General features: G+C 42.5%; 1 protein-coding gene. It reads right to left on the bottom strand.

The features are described 5' to 3' along the window. The coding region (locus HMPREF0373_RS13350) for a radical SAM protein (RefSeq protein ID WP_021740285.1) at positions 1–604 on the bottom strand (604 nt) is incomplete at both ends.

The raw sequence follows: 604 nt of genomic DNA, 5'->3' as shown, positions 1-604 counted from the left end.
GCTGCGATTTCCGGTGTTACCAGTGTCAGGTTGGTAGAGAAAGAAAAGGTCAGTTCTTTTCCTTTTATGATCTGTCGGCTGTAATCTATTGTCTTTTTCATCAGTTCAAACTGCACCAGCGGTTCTCCGCCATAAAAGGATACTGCCACTTTATCTCCGCTGTTATCCCTTGCATACTCCACAGCACGTTTGGCCACTTCCCAGGTCATAGCTTTTGGCGAAAAATTCCGGTATCCTTCATTATGTTCATTATAAATACAATACCGGCATCTCATATTACACTGTTCTGTCAGCTCCAGGATAACCTGCTGCAGATCATACCGTAGCAAATCCCTTAATGTTTCGTCTGTTTCCTTTACAAACTTTAAATCCGGTGAAATCTGCAGGATATGCTCTGTTTCTATCATCTCCCAGATATTTCTGTATGCAGCCTCCAGTTCTTCTTCAGAAGATCCTTCCACTTTCTCCGGAAGGCTTGTCTGTTCAAACAGGCTTTTTAATATCTGGTATTCATTTGCCCCGCACTCAAACACTTTTCCGGTTCCTGTATCATACATATACTGTTTGTTTCTGGTAGTGAAAACAGTCCCCAGACTGTATCCTC

This window comes from Eubacterium ramulus ATCC 29099 (assembly GCF_000469345.1).
Taxonomy (GTDB): domain Bacteria; phylum Bacillota; class Clostridia; order Lachnospirales; family Lachnospiraceae; genus Eubacterium_I; species Eubacterium_I ramulus.
This window is presented reverse-complemented; position numbering and strand designations above follow the sequence as displayed.